Here is a 16,196-nt window from a genome sequence, read left to right as displayed (position 1 = left end):
AATCATGCTCCCCTGAATTGGGGGTATGCTATGAGTTTTTGGATGCTTGCTGGCGGGCAGGTGGGCAAATGGGCTTTGCTCGCATTGCCTGCATTATCACCTGTAAATGTTAAACCAGCCGCAGTTCCGCCTTCGGTGGCAAGCGGTGCCGTTGCCATCAGGAATATGGGTTTTGTGGATATTAGCCCGCGGGCGGTTCTGGATACCGGCGAAATCCTGCGTGCACCCGATGGTCTTTTCTACATCAACGCCCGCGTAAACGGCACACCGGTGCGCTTTTTGGTCGACACAGGGGCATCGACAATCGTGCTCACAAAGAATGATGCCGCGCGGGCAGGGGTGTTGCCGGATAATGATGCATACAATGAAAGTGCGGATACCGCTGGCGGGAAAACTGCGATGGCGCGCACAAAGCTTGCGTCTTTGACGGCGGCCGCGACGGAACGGCGTGATGTTGATGCCGTGATTGCCAGCGAAGGATTAGGCGTTTCATTGCTGGGCCAAAGCTGGCTGTCGCAGCTTGAGTCGTTGCAAATCAAAGGTGATCGCATGGTGATGCGATAAAAAAACGACCCCGGATTGCTCCGGGGCCGAAAGTCTACTTTCGGGGGTCGAAAGTTATGCGCCTTTGGTAGGATCGCAACCTGGGTTGTTGTTCGAGTCAGTTGCCTGATCGATAGCATCAACATCGGTAGCTGTTGTTGGATAGGTATCCTGTATCCACAAGTTAAGGGCGCCAACAGCGGTTGGGCCTTTCCTGAGGAATGTATCGGTGATGGCGTTCTGCCAACCAGCCGATGGAAGCGCGGTGTTCGACTGCGACAAAATGCCGAGCGAAGTTGCGCCTGTGCCCTTGAACGTGTTGGCGCTTACTGACCCATTTGTGCTGTTCCGGGTAATCTTGCCAAATGTCGATGCCATGAACTGGACGATACCAAAACGGCTTGGGTTGTCGCCAGGTACAGCAGCGACAGGAGCCTTGAAGCAGGTGTATGTCAGCATGAATGCAACGCCGGTTACTGGATAACCCTTTACAGGCGAAGCAAGTGTCGATGTGATTGGCACGTTTGGATTATACAGTGTAGCTGCCCAGTGAAGTGGGTTTGCACGGTTAATCGGTGTGGAGGGGTTGGTTACTGGATCAATGATCAAGTAAGGATCGTTACCACCAAGTGTACGTGTGTCCAACAAGCTGTATGCACCTGAACCAGCAACAGCCTGCGGTGGCAGAATCGTACCGAATGCTGCTGCTGCGTTAGCTGCGCTTGGCATTGCATAAGCGGCTGATGCAGCAACTTGTACAGCGGCCGAGAACAGATTGCGTCCGGCAACTGGCCGCACGAAATCAGCACCGATGTAACCGAACTTACCGTTAAGCGTGATACCGGCTGTTGTCGAATTGATCAGCGAGTTGTTTACGGTTGTTTCGATTGCTTCAGCAACGCCCGACGAACCATCAGCAACTGTGAACAAACCAGCAGTTGGTGTGTTGGTGAACACGCCGCCTGGTGCAAGTGTTGCATCGCAACGAGCAGTTGTCGCGTTTACTTCGCTCCAGAGGCAGATGTTGTCGGTTACGCGGTCATAAACCAGACCACCAAGCGACTGAACAGTACCCGAGAAGTTAGAGGCTGACGACGTTGGGAAATAACGTGCGTCAGGACGCAGGCGACGGATGTCGATTGCGCTGGTGTTGTCGAATGGCAACGATTCAGCAGCTCTGTCGAACTTGTTGGTTGCAACAAAGGTATCGCATTGTGCAGCCATTGCACGTGTGAACACGTCGCTACCACCTGAACGGTCGGCACGTCCGATAAGACGGATTGGCGCGCCTTCAGCGTTCCAGCGAGTGAGCGTATCATCAACAGTGTCATGCAATGATTGGTTGCTGTTCAGTATCCGCAAAGCAGCATCGTTCCAGTTGGTGATTTCGCCGTTGAAGATTCTGCAATATGCAGAGCGGTTCAAACGCAGACCGCCCGATACAACGCCGTTGATCGAAGCAGGAACCTTAACGTTAAACGTCATGTCAGCTGCGCCGTTCTTGCCATAAACTGGGTTATAGGCAAACGCGATTGGAATGACGTAGAAAGGAACCTGGATAGCAGCACCAGCGCCGTTGGTTGTATTGTTTGCAGCCGCATTATAGGCGGTGATATCGCTAACGGCAGCAGGAGCTTCCGAAAATGCGAACTGTGTGTTGGTCCAGGTGCCGAATGGGTTGATGTTGCCAGCAGCGCCGGTCAAAGGTGGGTTGGTTGCAAATGTGCGCCAGATCTGACGACCTGCGCCCGAACCTGTACCGATATACTTGCCTTCGAAATTAGGCTGGATTTCTTGCGTGGCGCAATCGAGCACTGGGTTGGTTGCCGAAGGTGTTGTTGGCGAATACAGACCAGTCGAGATTGTCAAAAGCTGGTTCGAGTTCGTACCATATTGGTTGAGGCCAGCACCTGGGTTACCGATGCAGTTCAGCGAACGAACGGCGACGTCACCAACGGTGGTTGCGCCAGCGCCGCGGAGTTCTACGGCGGGGATTGCTACCTGTGCATTAGCTGCAGTGGCAACAAAGCTTGAAGCGGCACAGGCCACTAAAAGATGAATGCGTGAAATTTTCATGGAAAAATATTCCTTCGAGTGGTTGAAAATTAGGTCATATTACAAAAAGGAGACTTTGTTCTTGAGTAAAAACACAATAGAATTCGTATTTCGCCAAAAGAAAAAGTATATTATCAAAGTGCATGATAATATTTAAGTATTGTTGATTTTTGTACTGCCTTGTTACACAAATATGTAATAACACTGAAACATTTGTAAAAGTTACAATATGATTATAAATCTGTGTTTCTGAAAATATCAAATATTGCACTAATATTTCAGAATAGACTCGAGCAATTGATTGTGCTTTCGTCGACTCCGCTGCTATCTATATTTAATGACAGAATTGTGAAGTGTGGCGGTTGGTAAAAGTCGCTGGAAACCGCAGAATTCCGACCTAAAATATTAAATTATATGATTAAAATTTGCCTGCGCTTTAATTCCGCCGCGAATTTTTCAACAATTATTTTTCGCGTCTTTTTGTTCCGGAAAATTCGCGGCCCATGCATTGTCAGGGGTGATTGCAAACAAACTGTAGCATTCGAAGTCTATCGAACAGGCTGAAAGGTGCCCGAGAAAATAATGCCTGCAATTGCGACACGATCGGCCACGTCATCCGTGTTGACGATGGCTGTGGATCCGGCTCATTTGACGATTGAGTCCGTGATTGAAAGTACCGGGCTATTAAGCGACGAGGCAATGGCACGGCTGCGTTTGGCGGTGCAGGAAAGCGGCGAACGCTTTGACGTCGTGATGACCCGTCTCGGGTTGATTTCCGAAGCGGTTTTGCAGCAAAAGCTGGCCGCTGTTACCGGGCTGGCAATTTCCGAACTTCACGACTTTCCTGAAAATCCCGTTGGTGCTGACATGCTATCCACGGCCTTTTTGCGGGATAATCGGGTGATCCCCTTGTCGATCAGCGATTCTGCAGTTGTTGTCGCTTTGGTCGATCCTTTTGACGCATTTGTCCGGCAATCGATCGGGTTTGTGTTTGCCCGTCAGGTCGATGTGCGTTTGGCAAGGGCGAGCGACATCGATGTCGCTATCGACCGGCTATATGGCTCGGTTGCCGCCAGCGACGGGATCGACGAGTTCGCCGACGATGACGATATCGAACGGCTGAAGGATCTGGTCAGCGATGCTCCCGTTATCAGGGCCGTAAACCGGTTGATCGCGGCTGCTTCAGATGCGCGTGCATCGGATATTCATATAGAGCCGACCGAAGACAGGTTGGCCATCCGGTTCCGGATTGACGGTGTGCTGCAAGATCGTGAGCCTTTGCCATCGGCCATGCGTGGGCCGTTTGTCTCCAGAATAAAGGTCATGGCGGGCCTGAACATAGCCGAACGGCGTTTACCGCAAGACGGCCGTTTGAAGATTGCGGTTCGCGGCCATGATATTGATTTGCGTGTAGCAACAACGCCGGCAATTCATGGCGAAAGTGTCGTCATGCGGATTTTGGACAGATCAAAGCTGGCGCTTGATTTTGTGGCCTTGGGGTTCGACCCGGAATTAACGCAGCAACTGCGCAACGCGGTCAACCGGCCCTATGGTATTGTTCTGGTCACAGGGCCGACGGGCAGCGGGAAGACTACCACTCTTTATGCCGCATTGGCCGAATTAAACACCAGTTCGCGCAAATTGCTGACGGTTGAAGATCCTATTGAATATCGATTGCCCGGTGTCATCCAGACACAGGTCAATCCGCAGATCGGCTTTACATTCGGATCGGCCTTAAGGTCATTTCTACGGCTTGATCCCGACGTGATGATGGTCGGTGAAATCCGCGATACAGAGACCGCCCAGATCGCGGTTCAGGCGGCGCTTACCGGCCATATGATTCTTTCGACGCTCCATACAAACAGCGCGGCGGGCGCGGTGACCCGTTTGATCGATATGGAGGTTGAGCCCTTTCTTTTAAGCTCTGTACTCAGCGGAATTTTGGCCCAGCGCCTTGTCCGCAAACTGTGCCCGTCCTGCCGTGAACCATATAGCGCATCGCCTGAATTGCTGGTGGAGCTGGGGCTTTCTTCTGACGAAACCGTGACATTCTATCGTGCAAAGGGGTGCGCGAGTTGCGAAGGTTCGGGCTATTCCGGAAGAACAACTTTGCTGGAATTTCTGACAATTGATGACAGGATTTCAAAGCTGATATTAAAGCGGGCAGACACGCGCGAAATCGCCGATGCGGCCCTTGCCGCGAAGATGCGAACCTTGCGGAGCGATGGATTGGCAAAAGCCAAGTCGGGCATAATCGAGATTGAGGAGGCCGTGCGCGTCACGGTCGGCGATTGAACGTGGCGACGACGTTTAGCTATCGTGCGATTTTGACAAATGGCACAGTCGGGACCGGCTTTGTCGAGGCGACGGATCACGCAGGGGCGATACAGGCGCTCAGGCGTGGCGGCGCCCGCCCGATATTGGTCACCGCTGTTGATCAAAAAGCAGCGACGCAGCCTAAACTCAAGGTCAACGGAAAGATCCGGCTGGCATCCATCAATTTAATCGGTGAACTTGCCGTTTTGTTAAATGCCGGATTGCCTTTGGATCGATCGCTTTCACTTGCAATTGCAAATGTCGAGGACAAAGCCGCGGCGGCCCAGTTTACCGCGTTGCTGGATGAAGTCAGAACCGGCGTTCCCTTGTCGCAAGCAATGCAGCGAAGGCAAGATATCTTTTCACCCGCAGCCGCAGCCATGGCGGAAGCAGGTGAGGCGAATGGGGCGCTCGGCCTTGCCCTGACCCGTCTTGCAGAAATGCTGGAGCGGGCCGAAGCATTGCGCCGGTTGATCGCAACATCGATGATCTATCCAATTTCGCTTACGATTATTGCTGTTGGTGTTATCCTGCTCATGTTGTTGTTTGTTGTTCCGCAGTTTGAAAGTCTGTTTGGTCAGGCCAAGGATAAGTTGCCGCCCGCATCTGCTTTCGTCATGGGCGCCAGCCGTTTTGTTCGCGATTGGGGCTGGTGGCTTCTTGCCGCAATGGTCGGCTTGGGCTTCATGGTCCGCCAATTGTTTGCGCGTCCGGCAATGAAATTGGTCATCGACAGGATTGTTCTGCGCGTTCCCCAGCTTGGAATGCTCGTGCGCTATATCGAAACCGCCCGTTTTGCGCGGACGCTTGGCGTGTTGATTGACGGTAATGTTCCGCTACCCCATGCGTTGGCATTGGCGCGCAAGACTGTCGCCAACAGCCATATCGGCAACGCAATCGCGCAGGTTGCTGACGGGGTGAGGGAAGGCGGCGGTCTTGCCACACCGCTGGCTGCGGCCAATGTGTTTCCCAAACTTGCAATCGGCTTCTTGCGAACCGGCGAGGAAACGTCGCAACTTGGGCCGATGCTGGGTCGGTTGGCGGACGTTCTTGATCGTGACGTAGGAATCCGCATTCAACGTTTAATCGGCATTCTTACCCCCATCATCACGATCATTTTGGGCGCAAGCGTTGCGGCAATTATCGCCGCAATTATGTCCGCGATTATGGGCTTTAACGAATTGGCTATTTCATCATGAAAAATAAAATCAAAAAAAATGGTTTCACGCTTTTGGAGTTGCTCGTTGTTCTTGCAATTCTGGGGCTATTGGCAGCGATCGTTGGGCCGCAGGTGATCCGCTATCTCGGCAGTTCAAAAACACAAACAGCCCAGGTTCAGGTGAAAAACATTGCAGCATCGCTGCAACTTTTCCGCCTCGATGCAGGGCGTTACCCGACAAATGCCGAAGGGTTGACGGCTCTGGTCAAGGCACCGGCGTCGGTCCCGATTTGGAATGGGCCCTATTTGCCCGACGCATCGGCGATCACCGACCCTTGGGGAAAGCCCTATCTGCTGCGCGTTCCGGGTCAGCATGGCGAAGTTGATGTGTATTCGCTGGGTTCTGACGGCGTAACTGGTGGGAGCGGAGAGGCGCAAGATGTCGGCAACTGGAAAGGGTGAACGCAGCGGCTTCACGCTAATCGAGATGCTGGTTGTTCTGGCGGTGATGGGCCTTTTGTCGGGAATTGCTTTTCCCGCGATCGAGCGCAATTTGGCGATGCAAAGGTTTAACATGGCGGTCGGCGCAGTAGAGTCTGCTTTGACGGGGGCGCGGGCCAACGCCATCGGCAAAGGTGAAGAAACCCGGTTCGTGCCGCCGCAATTGGCGGATGACGTTACCCTGACGACGACCCGTGATGGCATTCGCTTTTATCGCGACGGAAGCGCAAGTGGCGGTGCCATCCAAGTTATGATGGGACCCCGTAAGGCAAGTTTTACGGTTGATTCTGCAACCGGCCTTATCGGCAGCAACCGATGAACCCGACAAGACCGACACAAAATCGGAACGGATTTGCGTTGGTCGACGCGATGGTTGCTCTTGCCATTTTTGCGGTCATGTCCGCGTTACTTTTCCAGACCGTCCATTCGACTGCGCTCACCAAAAGGCATCTGGCCGATAGCAGACGCGCAATCATGATCGCCCAATCCGCACTTTCCGAATTGCAGGACGAAGAAAGCGTGGGGGCCTTGCAACAAGATGGTCGTGTCGGGCGCTTCATTTGGCGATCGAATGTCGAACGACTGGCTGAATCAGCCAAAGAAAATAGCAAAGGTCTTGAGAAGATAAGCGTTGCCGTTATCGATTCCGCAAACGGAAAAATTATCGTCACGCTCCAAAGCTTGCGGTTGGCGCGCTGATCCTATGACCCAAATTTCCCGTAACATTTTCCTGCCGATTTCCGTCTTGCGCTTAAATCCGCCTGCGAAAAACGGCTTCACACTTATCGAACTTCTCGTAGCCTTGGCAGTCTTGGGAATGGCCGCCGCAATGATGACGGCCACCTTGAACAGTGCCTGGCTCGCTATGCCGCAAAAAAAGCGCGGGAATGACGACCAAAGTGTCGTGGCCGCGCAGCTTGTGTTGCGCGGAAGGATCGAACGACTCTCTGCGGCGGTGCGGTTGGATTCTTCCGAACCCATTGTCGATACGCAAGGCGATTCGCGAATATTGAGCTTTGCCGCGCCGCCTTTGCCGCGACTTGGCCCGGATGCGCTGCAAAAATATCGCTTGATCGTTACGCCCGCGGGCGACCTGATGCTTTATACCGCGAGCAGCCTTGATGATCGTATTGATTTACGCGACCGCGCACTGATTGGATGGCAACCCAATCGCCTTTTGCGCGGCGTACAAGACATCGAAATTTCCTATTTCGGCCCCGATCGTTTTAGTGCGTCCGGACGTTGGCAGAAATTCTGGATTGATCGTCCACAGCCCCCTGCTTTGATACGGATTCGCCTCCGGTTCGGGCAAGGCGATACGCGGCAATGGCCTGATCTGGTTATTCGCCCTCGTGCGACCGTAAATGCCGCTTGCCGGATCCAGCGTTCGTCGGGCCGGTGCGAGGCGATTTGATGGCAACCGGTTCGATTCTTGATGCAGATATGGCGACTTTAACGGGATGGTTCCGGTCTGGTTTTGCCTGGTGGCTTGATGAAATGCGCAATATCGTGCCTTTTGCATTTGCCAAAAGGGACCGCGCTTTCGCGTGCTATCTCCATTACCAAAAGGACGGCACATTAGCCTCGCATGGGCGGGGAAATCCCGAAGCTATTCTTGTCGACCCGGCGATGTGCCTTGTACGCGAGATTGCACTTCCTGCGCTGGGTGAAGCCGATCTTGCGCGTGTGGTTGCGCTTGACGCGGACCGGATAATGCCAATTCCCGCCGAACAATTGATAGTCGGGGCCAAAGCCGATGCCAAAAATCGCACAAGCGTAACGGTTGCAGGCTTACGTAAGGAGACAGTCGCCGAATTGCTCGAAAAAGCGCGCGCCGGGGGTTTTGCGCCGCCAGAGCGGATTGGCCTTTTTGATCACGCGTTGCCGGGCCGTATTGCTATCGATTTTTCACCGGGCTGTGCTGCAGCCGGTTTGACCGCGGCTATCCGGCCCGTGGCTTCAGCTTATTGGGCGGTGGTTGCATTTCTATTCGCGCTCAACATTGGCGCACTTGTATGGCGTGATGTGGAAAGTGTCCGCAATCTCGAGGCTCTTGTTGCGGCGCAAGCACCTGCGGTGAATGTTGCGCGTTCAATTTCAAAGAAAATTTCCAACACTCAAAAATCGGCGCAGCTTCTTGCCGACCGGCGCGTAGATCGGAATGCTTTTACCGTTCTGGCTGCGGTCACGCAGGCTTTGCCGGAACGCGCTTGGATTCAGCGGTTTTCTTGGGATGGACGCAGCATAAGATTGTCGGGTTACAAGAGAGAAGGCACAGATGTCATCGGCGCGCTGCGAAAATCGCCTTATTTGAAGGATGTCCGTGCAGCCAATGCGGAGGCGTTGGCGGAGGTCCCCACCGGGCAACCGTTCGACCTAAGTGCGACTTTTTACGCAGGTGCAAAATGAAACCGTTGACGGCACGCGAACGCAAGCTGGTCGCAATAGGGCTGCTTTTCGCGGCCTTCGCGATATTCTGGCTCGGGCTGGTTTCGCCTATCTACGGCATTTTTTCGGCCAACGCTGAACGGCGGGCCGAGTTGCAACAGAATTACACACAAAATGAGCGACTAATTGCGCGAATTACGTCTCTTCGTCGCACTGCCGAAGAACAGCGAAGTTTTCAGTCGCAATATACAATCAAAGCCGCAAATGCCGAACAGGCCGGTGAATTATTGAAAGAGCGGCTGGAAACAAGCCTGTCCAAAGTAGGTGGGGAACTTCGCTCAACCGAAAGTGACACGGCCCAATCCGGCTGGGCACAGGCCAGCGCAACTGCATTGGTATCAAATGAACAACTCATGGCGTGGCTCACGATCCTCAACAATGAGCAACCGTATCTCGTTGTGGAATCGTTGAACATTGTTGCGGATCGCGCGCTTAACTCAGGTCGTTTAGATTTAATGGATGTGAAAATTGAAGTTTCGATTATCATTAGCCCGACCAACACGCGCTAACCGCGCCTTGTTTCCGGCGATTTGTGCTGGCGGCCTTGCGCTATGCCTGGTGCTGCAACTCACATTGACTGGCGGCGTTGAAATACCGGAAGATAGCCCGACCGGAGGGCAGGCACGCGCAGTTCTCCCCTCGATTAGTGGCCAGCCTCTTCCCCCCATTTTGCGCGCAAATTCCATTTTTTCGCCCGGCCGCACAGCGTTAGACGCAGCCGGCGAAGCTGCATCAGCGCCATTGGGGGGAGCAGTGGTCGCCGGCGCTGTTTCCATAAAGGGTCGCAGTTATGCAGTTATACAACGACCCGATGGACGGATCACCAGATTAGGTGTTGGTGGATTTTTCGAAGGATGGCGACTGCGTGCTTTAACGGCAAATGCCGCGCACTTCGATCAGGGCGCGCAGAAGTTGATCCTGAATTTCGGCGCCAGATCCGTTCAGGGGCCGCCACAATCCGCAGAATATGAGGAAGAACAATAATGAAAATGCCTGTCTGCAAACCAATTTTATCGACACCTGTAATAGTGCTTTTGCTGCACGGTTGCGCTCTGCAAAATGAACGCCCCCCCGTACCTTTGCCAAGTGCTGCTGCCGCCGAAGTTTTCGTTGGGGATACCGACGCCAATGACCAGGCGGGTGTAACGATCATAGGTGGTGAAGCGCCGGTACCGGTCGCGCCGGTTACGTCACTCGACCCGACAAAGCCGGGTGATATCCGGTTAAACTTTCCGTCGGCAGATGTGCAAATTGTCGCAAAGGCCGTTTTGGGTGATTTGTTGCGTGTTCCCTATACGGTTGCACCGGGGGTGACGAGCCAGATATCATTGGTCACGCCTGGCCCGATCGCCCGCAGTTCCGTTTTGGGCGTCTTCGAAAAATCTTTGGCATCGGCCAATCTTGCGTTGGTGCCGCAAAATGGCGGGTTTACAATCATGACTGTGCAGGCAGCGCAATCATCGGGTGTAACCGGGCCTACAAATCTGGGCTATAGCACAGAGATTATCCGCCTTGCATTTATCAACGCCACCGAGCTGAAAAAATTGCTGGATTCCGTCATACCCAACGTCGTGATGTCGGTCGATCCAGCTGGAAATACGATGACGATTGCTGGAACAGCCGGGCAGCGGAAAAGTGCGCGTGACCTGATCGAACAATTCGACGTCAACTGGCTTCGCAACATGACATTTGCGTATTTTACGCCGCAACGCATTGATGCTCGATTGATTGTTCCCGAGCTTGAAAAACTTATAAACGCGCCTGATGCGCCGACCCGGAATCTCGTGCGGCTAATCGCGATGGAGCGCTTGAACGGAATAATCGCGGTAAGTGCACAGCGACAATATCTGGAAGACGTCAGCCGCTGGGTCGAGGTTCTCGACCGCGAAGGAGCCAATAACGAGCCCCGCATTTTTGTGTACAAAGTGCAAAACGGCCGTTCCCGCGACCTTGCCAAGACTATAAATTCCGCATTCGGAAATAGCAGTCAGGAAAGTGGCACAGACCGGAGTGACAATGATTCAAATGTCAGCCCATCTGGTTCAACGGGTGCGCGTAATGCGAATAGCGTGGCACAGCCGACCGCCGGACAAAATAGCGGCGAAGGAACGGTATCGGGTGGATATGAGCAGGCGGGCAACGCCGCCCGTCGTGGCCCGCCTGTTTCGATCACCAGTGATGAAACCAACAATGCCGTTATCATTTTCGGCAGCCCACGCGACTATGCTGTGGTCGAAGAAGCACTCAGGAAATTGGATGTTGCGCCGTATCAGGTGTTAATCGAGGCAGCGATTACCGAAGTCGCTTTGACGGACGACTTGCGCTTTGGTGTACAATGGAATTTCCAAACCGGCGACAGTAACTTCGCCCTGACGCAGGGAACTGGGGCCAATCCCACGCGAATTCTGCCTGGATTTTCCTATTTCTTTTCGGGCAATGATATCAGCGCAACCTTAAACGCGCTTGAGGAACGTACCAATGTGAAGGTTGTTTCAGCGCCCAAGCTGGTGGTTCTGAATAACCAGACCGCCTCGCTACAAGTCGGCGATCAGGTGCCGATCCAGACGCAGTCGGCACAAAGCATCGAAAATCCGGATGCACCAATAGTCAATGCGATCGAGTATCGCGATACTGGCGTTATTCTGAAAGTCACGCCGCGGGTAAATGCAAGCGGACTCGTGCTCCTTGATATCGCACAAGAAGTAAGCGACCTTTCCAGCCGGTCCATTCAAGGCATCAGTTCGCCTATCATTTCGACGCGCCGCGTTTCGACATCAATCGCGGTGCAAGACGGGCAGGTGATTACGTTGGGCGGGCTGTTCAGGGATTCGAACAGTTTCGGTAAAAATGGACTGCCCATATTGTCGCGCATTCCTATTTTGGGGGGTTTGCTGTTCGGGAATCAGAAAAATGTCCAGAACCGCACTGAGCTTATCATATTGATTAAGCCTCATGTCTTGCGGACTGCGGATGATGCGCGTGCGGTAACAGAAGAATTGCGCGCAAAAATTCGCACATTGGAACCTTTTAAAACCGAAGGCCGTATTCCGTGACACCGCCCGACAGCGAGCAAGGCTATGCCATGGTCGCTGCAGTTGCAGGTATTGCTGTATTTGCTTTAATGGCATTGGCCTTGGTTCAAGCGAACCAGAATGAAATTGTCCTCGTAAATGCCGAAGTCGGTCAGGCTAAGGCTGCTGCGGCGGCCGATGCGGGTTTGGCAATTGCCCTGAATGGCCTGCTTGTGAAAGACAGGGCAAATAGATGGTCCATCGATGGCAGGACGCGAACGGCCAACTTTGACGGAGCGCGTTTGCAAATCCGGATCGAAGATGAACGCGGAAAGGTTCCGATCAATTTACTGGATGACGAACTGGCGGCTCGATTGATGGAAGCAATCGGCCTGGGTTACGGCGGGTCTGCACGAACCGCCGCAGATTCGTTGGTGGATTGGATTGACGATGACGAGGAACCGCGGCCCGATGGAGCCGAGGTCGAATTTTATCAATCACGGGGAATCCGTCCACGTAATGGCCCGCTTCAGTCGATAGACGAGTTGGCGACGATACGCGGGTTTAATCCGGAAATGGTGAAGAAGTTGAAGCCCTTTGTGACCGTCAATTTCGGCACGGGTGGCTTTGATGCGCGTTATGCCCATCCGCGTGCGATCGGCGTGATGCTTGATGGCGGCGCGGATAGCCCGGCAGCCATAAACCGGCAGCGTGAACTTGACGGGCAACGAACGGCAATCGAACTGGGCGATGCCGTTGATCTGGTCGGACGTCCGTTAACAATAACGACCGAGGCGGTGCGTCCCGATGGCGCGCGTTCAAAACGGCAAGTTATCGTCGAACTAACTGGCGCCGATGCACGGCCATATATCATTCGTGCTTTTGAATAGGTCCTGACCCTAAGGCAGGGCGGGAAGGCCCCAAGGCGCGAACGCGGCAGGTTTGCTCTCCGATTGTGCGACTTGGACCGGTTTGCTCGTGCTTTTTTGGGTAAGCGAATCTGGTGCGTTGGCCCAATTCCCCAATCCACCCACTAAAGGTTCAATCCCCCCATTATATCGTGCGGGTCGGTCCGAACTGCCGGGCGCCCGATAGAATATATGCGCGCCAATCTGGCCCACTTTAACCAAGCTCGGCGCCCAATAGGGCGAGACATAATTGGCGTGGTAATGGGTCGCCCCACCTACATAGGGGGTAAAGTTTGCTGTAAGAACGCGCTCGGCTATCGCGCGCGAATTCTGCATCACTTTTGCAGACAGTGCGCGTTTCATCGCGCCGTCACATGTGAACGTGAATTGGCAACCCGTTCTGCGTGAAGAACCCTGAAAAACCACGCCACAAACGCTTTTCGGGTAGGCCGGATGCCGTGTCCGATTGAGTATGACCTCGGCAACGGCCTGTTGGCCCGCAGCGGGCTCAAATCCAGCCTCATAGGCTATAGCTAGAGAGAGGCAATGGGACGCACGCTCCAAATCTGATCCGACAGAAGGAGGCGGAGTGTTGCCATTTTCACCTGCGGTCTGGGCCGAAACCGGCGACGTGGAGAGTGAAACCGCAAAAAGGGTCGTAAGTTTGAAACTCTTGAGAAACACGCAAAATCCTTATTTGCTGCCTCCGCCAAATGGCACGTCATGATGACATTTTGTGGACATCGCATCGAAAGATGCGACTTCATTCAACCGCGACATTTGTAAAAGTTCAGGGCCTGAAGCTCGCTGGAAACGGCACGTGTCAGACAAATGACATATAGCTGTCATAGAAGAACAGTCTGGAATTTTGATATTGTTTGAGAGAATCACCAATGACCCGTTTCTGTGTAGTGTTGTTATTCATTCTGTTTGGAGCATGTACCCCCGTGGCCATGACGGAAGGTCCGAGCGTAGCAAATTATGTGTACCGGATTGGATCGGGTGACCGGCTTAAAATTCAGACTTTTGGCGAATCAACATTATCCGGCGAATTCGCGGTGAACGCGGAAGGAACCATTGCCTTTCCCCTTGTTGGCGATGTTCCTGTTGGCGGGAAAACTGTCACGGAATTCAAAGATGATTTAACCCAGAGGCTCGGATCGCAATATCTTCGCAATCCTCGGATATCGGTTGAAATGGTGAATTTCCGGCCCGTTTACATATTAGGCGAAGTCGCCAAACCGGGCGAGTTCAATTATTCGGAAAGAATGAGCGTTTTCGCATTGGTCGCAAAGGCCGGTGGATTCACATACCGCGCAAACCAGTCTTACGCATTCATTCGTCGTGAAGATGAAACCGAAGAGAAAGCCGTCCGATTGACCAGCGCAACGGCCGTTCAACCGGGGGACACCGTGCGCATACCTGATCGGGTGTTCTAGAGTCGGGTCCTGACCCTAAGTCTGTATTCGAATAATTATGAGTTCACGGCCTAGTTCATTTATTGGGACCGAACCTTTTTATTTTCTATTAAAATTAGTATGTTGAATATAGTGAATATTTAATTTCCAACTTCGATTGTTAAATTGCGCTTTGTAAAAATACCGCAACACTCCCCAGTTAATAGAAACTTAATGGCGGCGATCATGCTCGACCTTGAAAGCACTTCAGCGGCTCTTCAAAAACACGACTGAAAATTAGATCGGCCAAAAAAACGAATGGGCCGAATATCAAATGGGGAAGTTAGGTTAATGTTGACGACTGACCAGCTCAATCAGAGAGTTCTGCTTGAAACCGATGTGGATTATTGCCGTAGCTTAATTGCGATAGCACCATCGACCCAGAATCGTTCCGCTGACAACTTTATGCCAGAAGTCGGCGGTGATCCAAAAGGGGATCATCTTGGTAAGCACGAACAAATATTGAAGCGCGCATTTGATATTGTGTTTGCTGCTATGTTCCTGATTGTCTCTTTCCCGATGCTTATTTTACTGTCCATTGCGCTTCAGATTGATAGCCCCGGACGCCTGTTCTTTGTACAGCAGAGAGTGGGGCAGCGTGGACGGATGTTCAATTGCTACAAATTTCGCACCATGCACGAAGATGCAGAGCGGTTACTTGACGAACTCTTGGCGTCCTCTCCTGAAGCGAAACGCGAATGGGATTTGGACCATAAGTTGCGGAATGATCCACGCGTTTCAAGGTTAGGCGGCATAATTCGCAAGCTGAGCCTCGACGAATTGCCTCAATTGCTTAACATTCTTTCGGGAGAAATGAGTGTTGTCGGGCCACGCCCGATCGTGCGTGCGGAAATTCTGAAATATGGCAGCTTTTTTTCGGATTATTGCGCGGTAAAACCCGGGTTGACCGGTCTTTGGCAAGTGAATGGTCGTAACGATGTGAGCTACGATGAGCGCGTTCAGCTGGATTGTGAATATCGGCGCAGAGCGTCATTTCTGTTTGATATGACTATCGTTCTTAAAACGGTGCCCGCTGTATTAGGGGCCAAGGGATCATATTAGGTCCAGAACCCAGGTCCAAATTCTAAATCACGTAAAAGATCGCGGCCCAAATTGCGGCGCCGACGATGAACGCGAAAGTCCATCCCACAATCGACACCGGACGTTGGGTGTCATTTAGCGATGATATATCGGAAATGGCCTGCATATTCCGTTCCTCTCCAGCAATTTTCGAACCTTTAACAGGTTCTTGAGATGGAGCGCGCCGAAGATTGGCGTTTACCTCTGACCTGTTTTTGTTATCCATTTTGGGTTACCATATCGGAATTCGCACATAAATCCCAGATGTTTTACGTCTATGGGAGCAATCTGTTTATACCGACGTGATGCTTAACGGAAATAAAAAATGCGTTAGGGAATTTAACCCTATGATTTTCTATCTAAAAGCGCGAGCAATCTGGTCCATGAGCGGCTTGAACAAATATGCGAATAAAGTGCGGTCACCCGTCTTAAAAAAGGCTTCGACCGGCATTCCGGGGCGAAGTTTTAGCGAACCCAATTTCGAAATCTGTTGTTTCGAAATGCTGACTTCAACGGGATAATATGCGACTCCCAACTGCGCGTCCGTTGTGCGGTCGGCGCCAATTTTCGACAGGGTTCCCATTATTTCCGGGGTTGTTTGCATTTCAAATGCCGAAAAACGCAGCATGACATCCTTGCCCGTCAACAGTTGGTCGACATCCTTCGGACTAACCCGCGCGGTGACAATCAGCATGTCATTATCAGGAACGATTTCCAT

Annotated in this window: 18 protein-coding genes; 14 read left to right on the top strand and 4 right to left on the bottom strand. The window is 52.6% G+C overall.

What is annotated here, in order from left to right:
- Nucleotides 1–30 precede the first annotated feature (30 nt).
- The gene (locus ACKVOS_RS06110) at nt 31–564 is read left to right on the top strand and encodes a TIGR02281 family clan AA aspartic protease (RefSeq protein WP_409211129.1); all 534 of its coding nucleotides are present in this window, start codon (nt 31–33) and stop codon (nt 562–564) included.
- A gap of 54 nt (nt 565–618) precedes the next feature.
- Here the strand turns inward: ACKVOS_RS06110 and ACKVOS_RS06105 are convergent, their stop codons facing one another.
- On the bottom strand, nt 619–2,619 hold the full coding sequence (locus ACKVOS_RS06105) for a substrate-binding domain-containing protein (protein WP_409211128.1): 2,001 nt from the start codon (nt 2,617–2,619) through the stop codon (nt 619–621).
- 606 nt (nt 2,620–3,225) lie between these two features.
- On the opposite strand from ACKVOS_RS06105, the gene ACKVOS_RS06100 reads away from it, so the two are divergent.
- The 11 genes from ACKVOS_RS06100 to ACKVOS_RS06050 are packed head-to-tail and all read left to right on the top strand — an operon-like array spanning nt 3,226 to nt 12,923.
- Nucleotides 3,226–4,893, top strand: a complete 1,668-nt coding sequence (locus tag ACKVOS_RS06100; protein ID WP_409211127.1) for a GspE/PulE family protein — start codon at nt 3,226–3,228, stop codon at nt 4,891–4,893.
- Between the two features lie 2 nt (nt 4,894–4,895).
- Complete coding sequence (locus ACKVOS_RS06095; protein ID WP_409211126.1) at nt 4,896–6,113, top strand: type II secretion system F family protein; 1,218 nt, start codon at nt 4,896–4,898, stop codon at nt 6,111–6,113.
- Nucleotides 6,110–6,535, top strand: coding sequence for a type II secretion system major pseudopilin GspG (gene gspG, locus ACKVOS_RS06090; protein WP_409211125.1), 426 nt, complete (start codon nt 6,110–6,112; stop codon nt 6,533–6,535). Before ACKVOS_RS06095 ends, gspG begins: the two co-directional genes overlap by 4 nt.
- Nucleotides 6,513–6,893, top strand: coding sequence for a Tfp pilus assembly protein FimT/FimU (locus tag ACKVOS_RS06085; RefSeq protein ID WP_409211124.1), 381 nt, complete (start codon nt 6,513–6,515; stop codon nt 6,891–6,893). Before gspG ends, ACKVOS_RS06085 begins: the two co-directional genes overlap by 23 nt.
- Complete coding sequence (locus tag ACKVOS_RS06080) at nt 6,890–7,273, top strand: type II secretion system protein (RefSeq protein WP_409211123.1); 384 nt, start codon at nt 6,890–6,892, stop codon at nt 7,271–7,273. The genes ACKVOS_RS06085 and ACKVOS_RS06080 overlap by 4 nt, the downstream gene beginning before the upstream one ends.
- A 4-nt stretch (nt 7,274–7,277) precedes the next feature.
- Complete coding sequence (locus tag ACKVOS_RS06075) at nt 7,278–7,988, top strand: prepilin-type N-terminal cleavage/methylation domain-containing protein (protein ID WP_409211122.1); 711 nt, start codon at nt 7,278–7,280, stop codon at nt 7,986–7,988.
- Nucleotides 7,988–8,983 carry a PilN domain-containing protein gene (locus ACKVOS_RS06070; protein WP_409211121.1) on the top strand — a complete coding sequence of 332 codons (996 nt, stop codon included), beginning with the start codon at nt 7,988–7,990 and terminating at the stop codon, nt 8,981–8,983. Before ACKVOS_RS06075 ends, ACKVOS_RS06070 begins: the two co-directional genes overlap by 1 nt.
- Entirely contained in the window at nt 8,980–9,531 is a 552-nt protein-coding gene (gene gspM, locus ACKVOS_RS06065) for a type II secretion system protein GspM (protein WP_409211120.1), read from the top strand. Before ACKVOS_RS06070 ends, gspM begins: the two co-directional genes overlap by 4 nt.
- A gap of 49 nt (nt 9,532–9,580) precedes the next feature.
- On the top strand, nt 9,581–10,006 hold the full coding sequence (locus ACKVOS_RS06060; protein ID WP_409211119.1) for a hypothetical protein: 426 nt from the start codon (nt 9,581–9,583) through the stop codon (nt 10,004–10,006).
- Nucleotides 10,006–12,075: a type II secretion system secretin GspD gene (gene gspD / locus ACKVOS_RS06055; RefSeq protein WP_409211118.1), complete on the top strand. Its 2,070-nt coding sequence runs from the start codon at nt 10,006–10,008 to the stop codon at nt 12,073–12,075. The genes ACKVOS_RS06060 and gspD overlap by 1 nt, the downstream gene beginning before the upstream one ends.
- Nucleotides 12,072–12,923, top strand: coding sequence for a general secretion pathway protein GspK (locus tag ACKVOS_RS06050; protein WP_409211117.1), 852 nt, complete (start codon nt 12,072–12,074; stop codon nt 12,921–12,923). The genes gspD and ACKVOS_RS06050 overlap by 4 nt, the downstream gene beginning before the upstream one ends.
- Nucleotides 12,924–12,932: 9 nt before the next feature.
- Here ACKVOS_RS06050 and ACKVOS_RS06045 read toward each other — a convergent pair whose 3' ends face one another.
- The gene (locus ACKVOS_RS06045) at nt 12,933–13,625 is read right to left on the bottom strand and encodes a cell wall hydrolase (protein WP_409211116.1); all 693 of its coding nucleotides are present in this window, start codon (nt 13,623–13,625) and stop codon (nt 12,933–12,935) included.
- A 269-nt stretch (nt 13,626–13,894) separates the two neighbouring features.
- On the opposite strand from ACKVOS_RS06045, the gene ACKVOS_RS06040 reads away from it, so the two are divergent.
- Both ACKVOS_RS06040 and ACKVOS_RS06035 read left to right on the top strand, forming a co-directional pair.
- Nucleotides 13,895–14,380 carry a polysaccharide biosynthesis/export family protein gene (locus ACKVOS_RS06040; protein ID WP_373475802.1) on the top strand — a complete coding sequence of 162 codons (486 nt, stop codon included), beginning with the start codon at nt 13,895–13,897 and terminating at the stop codon, nt 14,378–14,380.
- 309 nt (nt 14,381–14,689) lie between these two features.
- Complete coding sequence (locus ACKVOS_RS06035) at nt 14,690–15,460, top strand: sugar transferase (RefSeq protein WP_409211115.1); 771 nt, start codon at nt 14,690–14,692, stop codon at nt 15,458–15,460.
- 22 nt (nt 15,461–15,482) lie between these two features.
- Here the strand turns inward: ACKVOS_RS06035 and ACKVOS_RS06030 are convergent, their stop codons facing one another.
- Nucleotides 15,483–15,704: a hypothetical protein gene (locus ACKVOS_RS06030; RefSeq protein ID WP_409211114.1), complete on the bottom strand. Its 222-nt coding sequence runs from the start codon at nt 15,702–15,704 to the stop codon at nt 15,483–15,485.
- A gap of 129 nt (nt 15,705–15,833) precedes the next feature.
- A partial coding sequence (locus ACKVOS_RS06025) for an HlyD family efflux transporter periplasmic adaptor subunit (protein WP_409211113.1) occupies nt 15,834–16,196 on the bottom strand: 363 nt, incomplete at its 5' end.

Source organism: Sphingorhabdus sp. (genome assembly GCF_046154385.1).
GTDB lineage: Bacteria > Pseudomonadota > Alphaproteobacteria > Sphingomonadales > Sphingomonadaceae > Sphingorhabdus_B.
The sequence above is the reverse complement of the archived record's forward strand: the minus strand, read 5'-3'. Positions and strand labels throughout refer to the sequence as shown.

Bases quoted from the DNA above. Each gene is read 5' to 3' on its own strand.
- gspG (WP_409211125.1), top strand. From the start codon at position 6,110: ATGAAAAATAAAATCAAAAAAAATGGTTTCACGCTTTTGGAGTTGCTC.
- gspD (WP_409211118.1), top strand. From the start codon at position 10,006: ATGAAAATGCCTGTCTGCAAACCAATTTTATCGACACCTGTAATAGTG.
- ACKVOS_RS06100 (WP_409211127.1), top strand. From the start codon at position 3,226: ATGGCTGTGGATCCGGCTCATTTGACGATTGAGTCCGTGATTGAAAGT.
- ACKVOS_RS06040 (WP_373475802.1), top strand. From the start codon at position 13,895: ATGACGGAAGGTCCGAGCGTAGCAAATTATGTGTACCGGATTGGATCG.
- ACKVOS_RS06080 (WP_409211123.1), top strand. From the start codon at position 6,890: ATGAACCCGACAAGACCGACACAAAATCGGAACGGATTTGCGTTGGTC.
- ACKVOS_RS06075 (WP_409211122.1), top strand. From the start codon at position 7,278: ATGACCCAAATTTCCCGTAACATTTTCCTGCCGATTTCCGTCTTGCGC.
- ACKVOS_RS06070 (WP_409211121.1), top strand. From the start codon at position 7,988: ATGGCAACCGGTTCGATTCTTGATGCAGATATGGCGACTTTAACGGGA.
- ACKVOS_RS06105 (WP_409211128.1), bottom strand. From the start codon at position 2,619: ATGAAAATTTCACGCATTCATCTTTTAGTGGCCTGTGCCGCTTCAAGC.
- ACKVOS_RS06035 (WP_409211115.1), top strand. From the start codon at position 14,690: ATGTTGACGACTGACCAGCTCAATCAGAGAGTTCTGCTTGAAACCGAT.
- ACKVOS_RS06030 (WP_409211114.1), bottom strand. From the start codon at position 15,704: ATGGATAACAAAAACAGGTCAGAGGTAAACGCCAATCTTCGGCGCGCT.
- ACKVOS_RS06110 (WP_409211129.1), top strand. From the start codon at position 31: ATGAGTTTTTGGATGCTTGCTGGCGGGCAGGTGGGCAAATGGGCTTTG.
- gspM (WP_409211120.1), top strand. From the start codon at position 8,980: ATGAAACCGTTGACGGCACGCGAACGCAAGCTGGTCGCAATAGGGCTG.
- ACKVOS_RS06085 (WP_409211124.1), top strand. From the start codon at position 6,513: ATGTCGGCAACTGGAAAGGGTGAACGCAGCGGCTTCACGCTAATCGAG.